The 2,159-nt window shown below is 50.8% G+C and carries 1 protein-coding gene; it reads left to right on the top strand.

The genetic code is table 11. From position 1 onward, the window contains the following. Positions 1-117 precede the first annotated feature (117 nt). On the top strand, positions 118-420 hold the full coding sequence (locus ACR0JW_RS23790; RefSeq protein ID WP_480714604.1) for a hypothetical protein: 303 nt from the start codon (positions 118-120) through the stop codon (positions 418-420). The last annotated feature ends 1,739 nt before the right edge of the window (positions 421-2,159 follow it).

Below are 2,159 nucleotides of genomic sequence, written 5' to 3'. Positions count from 1 at the left end.
GTAGTCTAGACAAGAACTTAACGCTTGGTTTTCTATGCACATTGCCGGCTTTCTGATTACCCTTGGTGTCCTTTTCCTTGCCGGATTGGCGTGCCATCCGCTTGTCTGACCGGGCGCTTGAAAACGGGAGAGCCCCTGAAAGCCGAAGCGGTGTGTATCGTCTTTCTGACAGCGGGTCTTTCGCTATTGCTGGAGGTTTCGTTTCTTTTATCAGGCATGGTTGCAGGCGCAGTTGTCGGACATCTTGCCCACCATCATGACCGTGCTTTTCATGAGATCGAGCACATTCAATGGCCATTCATCATCCCGTTCTTCCTGTTGGCTGGCGCCACGTTGGATATTGAGGCCTTTGGCTTGATGGGTTGGGCCGGTGCTCTTTTCCTGATCTTGCGCGCCGTGGCACGCCTTGTCGGGGAGTAATTGCGGAGCAACCCTACGCCGCGAATGATCCCATCCCTCAGCAGCGCGGATTTTTCTTGCCTGCGGCGCTGCGACGCGGAGCCGGGTCAGGCAATCACGCTAACTATTTATTACTACCACCCTTCGGGGGGCCCGCGTTGCTCTTGTCCCCTCTAGCTAGCTTGCAGCGCGGGCCAACTAGTACCGTTCGTTTTTCTGCATTGCCTGTCTCGCCGCCGCTGATGATGCGCAGCGAGAGTTGAACCTTGACGACCCACAACCGCATAGTTGATTTCGGCGACTGATATGTCAGCAGGACCTTGTGCAAGCAGTTCGCTCGGACTTTTAGTAAGATACCGACATCTACTATGGAATTGCTGACATTGACGCTTCTACTTCCTTCAATCTAGAACAGCACGTCGCCAACTGGTGTGCCGGGGGGGGACCGACTACATCGCTATCAAAATCGGACCTGAAGTACCTCGTTCAAGAGACAGCCGCGGACAGCGAAATCACAACAACGCCGATCAGAAAAAGCCGCATAACGCTGCAACCCTAAACCAAAAAAGTGTTCAACGAGATTGAAGAAAATAGTACGAAATGGCTTCTGAAACAACGCGACCCGAGTGTCGCACACCTGGAACTCCCCGAAAAAAGCGAGTGGACCAAACCGTGAAGCTGATATGCACTGCCAATTACAATCAGATCAAGCATACTGCCTGTCGCAATTGATAGCTTTGTGATGGGTGAAGCGAGGGGCTGGACGAGGGGGTAAGAGCCAGCCCCTCTCTCACAAGGGGGAATTCCGGAGTGGTAGTAGTGTTTCGTTGAAGACAACTTACCTTGAGCACCCAATCCTCGAAATTGGGGAATTCCCGTAGCATTGCAAAATCTGGCGAAATAGTCTGTTTCCAAAAGGCAAACCGTAAGTTTCGTAACGAGCAGCGGGCATAATTTTGCCACCATACAATCCTCTGACCGTGGGTGGCACGCGTTGATTTTTGCGCATTCCGAATATTGCGACCGGTTATGTGCGGGTTGTTGGGTTCGGCGCGCTGCCCCACGAGCCCCAAAAAGCTCGCTGGAGAATTGAATTGCGGTTTTTAGATGTCAGAACACAACCGCATTTTCCATTCAACCGACCCAATTTGAACAAGCCGAACAAGTAGCAGTGTGGAGCGGCGCGCCTTCATGAGGATTTACGATTTCAATGAGGGGGTACGAGTTCGGCGCGTCGCACCATGCCCCAAAAGGTGTACTGAGAGCAGAGGACTATGTCCCCACGAGCCGTTTGCTCAAGCTTTCTGATGCGTAAAATGAACTGCTCCCCTTCGAGTCCGCTAATTTAGGTTAGCTCTGTTCAGGTTTTGGTCTTCCTTTGTCCAAACGCGCAGGCCTTGAGAAATATTTCTCAACCATCAAAAGGGTGGCTAGTAGGGTGGATTAAAATTAGCAAGAACATATTAAGTAATTGTTATATATTTGATAAATTAGGAGTTTTGGTGCCCCCACACGGCATTGAACACATTCATCACAATGCGTCACAATTCGTCCGAAAGACTATTTTTTTCAACAAAAACAATATTTTTTATCAATTTGACGATCGCCGTGCCTCAAAGTGCGTCTTGAAACCGCATAGAAAAGAGGGGATAAAACGGGGGATAAGAGTTGCTGTGAGGGGATATGGCCGGATCACTCTACAAGTTGAGCGCGGCGAAGGTCCGCAGTGCCGGATCAGGCAAACACAGTGACGGCGGAGG

The sequence above is a fragment of the Ruegeria sp. BG6 genome (genome assembly GCF_056538465.1).
This window is presented reverse-complemented; position numbering and strand designations above follow the sequence as displayed.